Raw genomic sequence first — 6682 nt, forward strand, 5'->3', positions numbered from 1 at the left:
CTTAATAGCTACACATTATGCAATTGACATTTTCCATTAACTGCAATAAAACGTAACATTATTCTCAATCCTGATGGTATATGATGCCGTAGCTGCGCAGAAAGTTGCCTGAAATTTCATAAATGCTATCCTCCCTTCACACTCCCTACTCCTAGTGTGGCTCATCAGTCAGACTAGAAGCAGTACCCGATCGGGTACCTTGGTTTTAGGGAACAGGGAGCAGGGAGCAGGGAGCAGGGAACAGCGGAGCAGGGAACAGGGAAAAATCTTGTTTACCTCATTAGGATAGAAATCGCTATATTTCCGATACTGAACCAAAAGTATTGCGCCGGACTCCCCTTGCGTCGATTGCGGGTAAAGTTGACATCTCCCCCGGCTAAAGCACGGGGGATTCTACAATGTTGTTACGTGGCAGGGTGAACCCGTGCCACTTCACTTCTTGTCCTGTACGATCTAGAAAGAGAGTTAAACAGATCGTACCGGTGTGGGACTGTCATTGATCCCCTACCTGCCTTGGTTAAGTCAATTCCTAACTGTGCAGCTACTTTCCTAGCAATATTGCCTGCCCCGTTACAGTCAGCATTGATTAGGTGCCCTTCAGAAGACTTGTATAATCCACGTTTTACCCTTTTGCCCGACGGTGTCCATCCTTTGGGTTTTTCGCCATGTTTTGGGAGGCTGTCGTCGTCAAGGTAAGACGCTTTACTGGTGTACGCTTCCTCGGTAATCGTTAGTTTTATTCCATATTCGCAGGCTAGTTGCTTTAGTCTTTCGATTAACCTCTTAGTGGGAATAACTACAAAGTTCTGATTTCCCCGTTTCCCCATCTTTGATGAATCTTTTTGACGTTCATTCCATCCAACTATCAAGTTTCCAATACGATCATTGAGGCATCTGTTAATTATAAATCTGGCTGCCTTGTTGATCGCATCTCGCATCTGATTGTTGCGTTTCCGTTGGACACGATCCAGGTTGCTATCCCAGTAAAAATCTGATTTACCGGCTTTATATTTGGCAACCAATCTGGCGTACCCCTGATTCATGGATTTGAGTTTCCGACCATCAATAATCAGGCTCTTTCCATGGGTCGAAACTCCGGTTAGCCAATTATCCCCACCATGATCGAAGCTCCAAGCCTGTGAATAATCAAGATTGGGGTTGTTCTCGACTGGTTGCTTCCCGTCGTCGATCACCCAATCAATCCATAATTCTCCCAGGTACGGGCGAATTGTCACCTCTTTGACCCAATCTGGATCTATAAAATCTGGAGCTTCTAGTACAATTTCTGTTAGCAGTTCTGGTTTACTCTCTTTGCTGACAGAGGGATAAAATAAGCCTTTTTTATAGGTAAGAGCTTGTCTCGGGAAAGTCACACCAGTCAACCCGCCTTTTTGGCGATATCTAAGAAGTCTTGGTCTATCTACCTGGCCTTTATAATAAAGTCCGACTAATTGGTTATAACCTGTAATTGATTCAGCCACAGACTTTAAAGTTTGCTGTGCTGATTGAGCCGCCATCGCTTTGTAATGAGGATTATCTTTTAGCTCTTTACAAAGTTCCGCGTAATTAACATTACACTTATACGTCTTCCAACCATAACGCAGCACATCTTCTTTCCAGTAAGTAGTAAAAGCTTCTGGTTGCTGTTTTAGCCAAGTATAATGTTTTTGCTTGGAGTAATAGGTAGCACAATTCCATAAGCTATTCGCTTGTTCGCCTTGAAATAGCCAAAAAGCTTTTTCTTCATCTGTGAATATTGCTTTTACTGGAATTGTCCTATACATTTTGCTATCACCTCCTTATACATATTATGACATATTTAAAACTAAAAGAGTTCCCAAGTTTATGGATACGACGGGATTAATCCCGTCGCTCTGTTTCATCCCCGGTCTAAAGACGCAGGGCTCTCACATTTCTGGATATTTTGGTAGAACTTTGGGGGATTTGGTCAGTCCCGTCGTTGAGGAACAAGATTGGAGACTGCTATATCACTTGGGAAACCAATCCTTATCCAGTAATTCCTCAAAGGAATAAGGACATTGTTCTGGTAGAGACTTAAGCTGAGTTTTCTTCTGGACAATCAATAAAGCATTTTGGTAGATCTTGGGTAATTCCTCGGCTAAGTAATTTCGTAAATTAGTGGTAAGTTTATCCTCTAGTTGAACTCGAAAGGTAATAATTTCCCCCGCCCAGTGATTAGCCTTTCTACCCCTCTCTGCTTCCCAAAATTGGTACAGCATTAGATGAATGATTATCTGCAACAGTAAACTTTTAACAGCATTTCGTTCGCTGCGTCCCAAGGCTTCTAATTCCTCGATTAAGTTGTCATAATCTAATTCTTCTAATTGACGATTTTTCAGTCGCTTAACTGTTTCAGTTAACCACTGATCGTACTCAGTTTCATAAAGTTGTTTTAAGTCACGTATCTGAGATTTCATCAGCAAAGGGAATAGGGAGTAGGGAGTAGGGAGTAGGGAGTAGGGAGTAGGGTGTGGGGTGTGGGGTGTGGGGTGTGGGGGATAAGAAAGCGATGCAGAGGTGCGACCCGTGGCGAATTTAATTACGGGTCAAGCGCACCGTTTTTCATAACTATAAGGTACACATAATTTTTGTTCTGTTCCAGTGATCCGCTGTTCCCTGTTCCCTGAATTGAAAACCGCTGTAATCGATCATAGCAATCCCCGATGATGAATAAAAACCAAAATAACTGCCCACGAACCCAAAGCAACTTTTACTGCAACCAAGATGTTGAGTATGGGGATGACGGCAGCGCTGACAAGTGTCTGCAACTCCCCGTGGGGTAATTCTACTCCCGTCAAGGTTATAACCGCTAGTACAATAAAAATCAAAACTGAAATCTTCTCCCACCTAGCAGCTTGCCAACGCTTGTAGACTGCCTGCATCCACTGGAATGATGAGGTAATGGCAACCAGACCGATTGCGGTTCCCCCCGCCACCCCAGCCGCAAAGCCACCTCCTGGACTCAGATGCCCCCGAATCGCTAGTTCGATACCTACCAACGCAGCAATCGTCGCTCCCAGACGGGCTAGAACAATGGATGGTTTATCGGTAAATTGATAGATCGTGCAGAACGGCTTTTCATCCGCCAGTAGAAATTTAGCTCCCATGATCGCGATCGTAAATACCACCACTTCAAAGATGGTGTCATAGAGCCGATTCCGGAATATGATACCCGAAACCGCATTGGGCACTCCAGTATCTTGTACAACGGATTCGACGATAGAGAGATCTGATAAGTCTGCCGCTGGATTGGGCAAAACCATAAATTTGACGTACAGCGCTATCCCTGCTGCAATGTAAATCCATTTCATTAATGATCTCCCCCTGCCTCTGGTACATTTACATAACTCAAGCTTGTCGCCGATAATGAAAGTTCACTTTGCATGATCTCATAGAGGCGTTGAACCCTGGTCTGGGTGTGATAAGGTAGGGTTTCATACTCTTGCCCTACCTGGTCTTGATCATCCTGTGGTGATGCCTTCTGGGTAGCTCCTTGAGCTAATCCCCTCTGGTCTTGCTCAAACAGCCATCTCTCATCTTCGGTACAGGTCCCATGGACTTCTTTTTCTATCAGCGCCCGGTGCAAGGTCTCCCTATCTGTGTAGGTTACCAGCTCAAGGCGCATATAGTGTTTGCTCAGGATTGTCCGTAAGTCATCCATCAGTTCCCCAAAATCCGGTTTGGTCTTGCCCTCTGCTAAAGACTCCCCATCTGCCTCAACTTCTTCCCAGTCTTGGATTACTCCCAGACGCATGGTTAAGGATGAACGCACCGCAACCGCATAGAGGGTAATGGCTAGCATTGTACCCACCAACGCTTCAGTCAAAGCCACATCCGCTGCCCCAAACATTGCATAGACCAAAGCCGCCACCGCTCCCAGTATCCCTCGGATCACCAGAGCATGGTATGGATTGACCTGAAATACCAGCATGCAGGCGGACAAAGGCAGCAGGGCGGTTATCACATAGATATAGTTATCAGTCATTGTCACCCCCACTACTGGAACAGTAAGCCAACACATATCCCAGCACTGTATTCCAGATCGCCAAGGAGATAATGGCGAGAATCAGCAGCGGCCATTCACTGGGTATCTTCAGGAGCAGCCCGACGATGATACTCATCGATCCCAGGGTATCTGCCACTGAAAGACTATGTAGCTTGAATAATACTGATCGCTCACCGATTAGGGGAATGGTTCCCCAAAACCAGAATAGGATTCCGACACCTATGCAAGTGTAACTCAGTGCATTAATCATACATCACTCATTCGTTTAATTACATGTGCCAGTAGCATTAATCCAGCATTCCCCACACTCAGGATGATCACCCCGACAACACCGATCATCCAATCATCGCGCAAAACAGATACCACTAGGATCATGATGGATGTTTTGGTGGCAATACTGGCAAATGCCAACATTTTTTGCCAAATATCATCATCTTGCCAAGCCTCATAAATGGGGATGAGCAGAGCCAGAATCATGGCAATCAGGATCAGTGTCATCGCTTTCTCCTCCGTCTAACCCGGTGTACTTCGTACCTGCCATCTTGGTGGTATTTCAACACAATGGTTTTTGGTGTAAAGGTGATCAGGAATATATCCAGGAATATTAGCCCAGGGGTCCGTTGGGGTTTGACTCCTTCCATGATCACATCTTCGTGCTTATGGGGACGGAGCATGATTTCAAATGCCTCAATATATGCCTGGGGAATCGCCACTATCACTTCACCGAGCACCCGGAGCCAATCCTTTAAGGCTTCTGGGGTTTTGGGGCGTCCTGGTAATAGGAATGCGATCGCAATGCCAATGATGATATTTGACGGACTCAGATTGGCAGTCAGCAAAAACCAGATAACCAGTCGTAAGATTAGATTTAGATGCCCAATCATGGTTGAAACACCATCCAGAACAGTAGGATTAACATCAGACTCATCATCCCAATGAGATGGTCAAATTCTTCAAGCACACGGGGCAGCTTGATTACAGATCGTTTGAAAATCAACAAATATGCCAACCATCCCAGGCCAATGGTTGCCAGGGGTTTGATAATATTGGCATAATTATATGCTTGGTAATACACACCATTGACGGCAATCAGCCCACCGAGCAACAGTATCATCGCTAACCAAAAACCGACCTTTACCTGCCCTTGGCTGCCATCCCCATGGGGCAGAAAAATGAATTTAGCAAAGGATATTGCTGTTCCTACGGCAGCAATATTCATACCGATAACTTGCCAGGGCACTAGATTCTTCATGGTCAACACCTTCGCCCCAAAGCCTGACAATAAGGGAAAGCCGGAAATTGAGAAGCTAGCTATAGCCAGGGCAATCCAGATTTGGGTATTAATCGGCTGATGTTGCAGTTCCTTGAGGTTGCGGCTGGGCAAAACACCCGCGATTAAAAAGAGCGCCCCTTTCACCAGGCCGTGGGTCAGGGCATAAAAGCCCCCCACTTCTGGTGCGGCGAGGATAAAGCCTAACTGGGAAATGGTATGAAAAGCCAGCATACGCTTGGTATCTTTTTCAAAGACGGCATAGCCTACTCCCAGAAGCGCTGTCCCCACTCCAAATATCCTGACGATGGGAGCAAGTTCCTCCACAATCAGAGCAAAACGCAACAGTGGAAAGACTCCCGTTTTGACCACAACTCCCGATAGCAATGCCGACACTGGGCTCTGAGATTCGGAGTGGGTCAAGGGTAACCACAATCCTGATACAAATATTCCCCCCTTGACTAACAGTGCCAGAAAGATCAGGGCAAGAGCTTCTGGAGTTGCTCCGCCCAACCCTTCAAAGGCAAAGGAATGATTGGCCTGATAGACTAAAATTGCGCCGATCAGATAAAACAGCATGGCTGTATTGCTGATCAAAAGATAGCGCAAGGCTACCCAAATTGATCGGTCGGTTCGGGGATAGGCAATCAACAGAAACGCAGCAATACTGATTACCTCTAATGCTACGTATAAACTGATCAAATCTGCACAGATAAATACGGCATTGACACTGCCATGTAAGATAATGGTCTGGGTATAAAAAAAAGCTGTTTTACCACTTTGCCAACAGTAGAGGATGACTGCTGCCGTTACCAGCCCATTGGTCAAGATAAAAAAGGCGCTTAATTGATCAACTAGTAATGTGACACCGAAATTATCTAGCAGCTGTAAGGTTAATGGCGATTTTGCTCGAAGAAATAGCTGTGTCCCATATTCAACCGAAACCATGGCAACGCCTAGGGCGAGGTATCGGTCAAGTTTGGGGAGCAGATAAATGCTGAATCCCACAAATAGGGGTAGGGCAATCCAGGCAATGGTAATGGTACTCATGGGGTATTATTATTCTCGATCTCGTTGCTTTCCAGGGTGGGATTGTCCCGTGCCAGTTTCATAACACCTACTAGCATCAAGGCTTGAATCGAAAAGCCGATCACAATCGCTGTCAAGATCACTGCCTGGGGAACTGGATCTGCGTAAGCCCTATTTTCGACGTTTGAAAGAATGGGTGTGAATAAACCATCTCGGGATGCAACCAACACGTAATAGGCAATCACCCCCGTGCTCATGATATCCATAGAGATGATTTTCATAACCAGGTTCTTTTTCAGGATGATGCCGAAAAATCCGCACAATATTGTGGCAAATATGAATGCTTCTAACACGGG

At 45.6% G+C, this 6682-nt stretch carries 9 protein-coding genes; all 9 read right to left on the reverse strand.

From position 1 onward, the window contains the following. Positions 1-404: 404 nt before the first annotated feature. The 9 genes from F6K37_RS28980 to F6K37_RS29020 all read right to left on the reverse strand — a co-directional run bounded on the left by F6K37_RS28980 (position 405) and on the right by F6K37_RS29020 (position 6679). On the reverse strand, positions 405-1784 hold the full coding sequence (locus tag F6K37_RS28980; RefSeq protein WP_287253910.1) for an RNA-guided endonuclease InsQ/TnpB family protein: 1380 nt from the start codon (positions 1782-1784) through the stop codon (positions 405-407). A gap of 204 nt (positions 1785-1988) precedes the next feature. Further along, complete coding sequence (locus F6K37_RS28985) at positions 1989-2438, reverse strand: DUF29 domain-containing protein (RefSeq protein ID WP_287253912.1); 450 nt, start codon at positions 2436-2438, stop codon at positions 1989-1991. Between the two features lie 231 nt (positions 2439-2669). Further along, complete coding sequence (locus F6K37_RS28990; RefSeq protein WP_071102633.1) at positions 2670-3332, reverse strand: Na(+)/H(+) antiporter subunit B; 663 nt, start codon at positions 3330-3332, stop codon at positions 2670-2672. Next, a complete protein-coding gene (locus tag F6K37_RS28995; protein ID WP_287253914.1) occupies positions 3332-4006 on the reverse strand; it encodes a DUF4040 domain-containing protein in 675 nt (224 codons plus the stop codon). The genes F6K37_RS28990 and F6K37_RS28995 overlap by 1 nt, the downstream gene beginning before the upstream one ends. After that, on the reverse strand, positions 3999-4277 hold the full coding sequence (locus tag F6K37_RS29000) for a monovalent cation/H(+) antiporter subunit G (RefSeq protein WP_287253916.1): 279 nt from the start codon (positions 4275-4277) through the stop codon (positions 3999-4001). Before F6K37_RS29000 ends, F6K37_RS28995 begins: the two co-directional genes overlap by 8 nt. Continuing rightward, the gene (locus F6K37_RS29005; RefSeq protein ID WP_075900854.1) at positions 4274-4525 is read right to left on the reverse strand and encodes a hypothetical protein; all 252 of its coding nucleotides are present in this window, start codon (positions 4523-4525) and stop codon (positions 4274-4276) included. Before F6K37_RS29005 ends, F6K37_RS29000 begins: the two co-directional genes overlap by 4 nt. Beyond that, positions 4522-4911 (reverse strand): Na+/H+ antiporter subunit E, encoded by a 390-nt coding sequence (locus tag F6K37_RS29010; protein ID WP_008189899.1) that lies wholly within the window; start codon positions 4909-4911, stop codon positions 4522-4524. The genes F6K37_RS29005 and F6K37_RS29010 overlap by 4 nt, the downstream gene beginning before the upstream one ends. After that, complete coding sequence (locus F6K37_RS29015; protein WP_287253920.1) at positions 4908-6347, reverse strand: cation:proton antiporter; 1440 nt, start codon at positions 6345-6347, stop codon at positions 4908-4910. Before F6K37_RS29015 ends, F6K37_RS29010 begins: the two co-directional genes overlap by 4 nt. Beyond that, entirely contained in the window at positions 6344-6679 is a 336-nt protein-coding gene (locus tag F6K37_RS29020) for a cation:proton antiporter subunit C (protein WP_044495399.1), read from the reverse strand. Before F6K37_RS29020 ends, F6K37_RS29015 begins: the two co-directional genes overlap by 4 nt. Positions 6680-6682 lie beyond the last annotated feature (3 nt).

The organism is Moorena sp. SIO4E2, assembly GCF_010671945.1.
GTDB classification, from domain to species: domain Bacteria; phylum Cyanobacteriota; class Cyanobacteriia; order Cyanobacteriales; family Coleofasciculaceae; genus Moorena; species Moorena producens.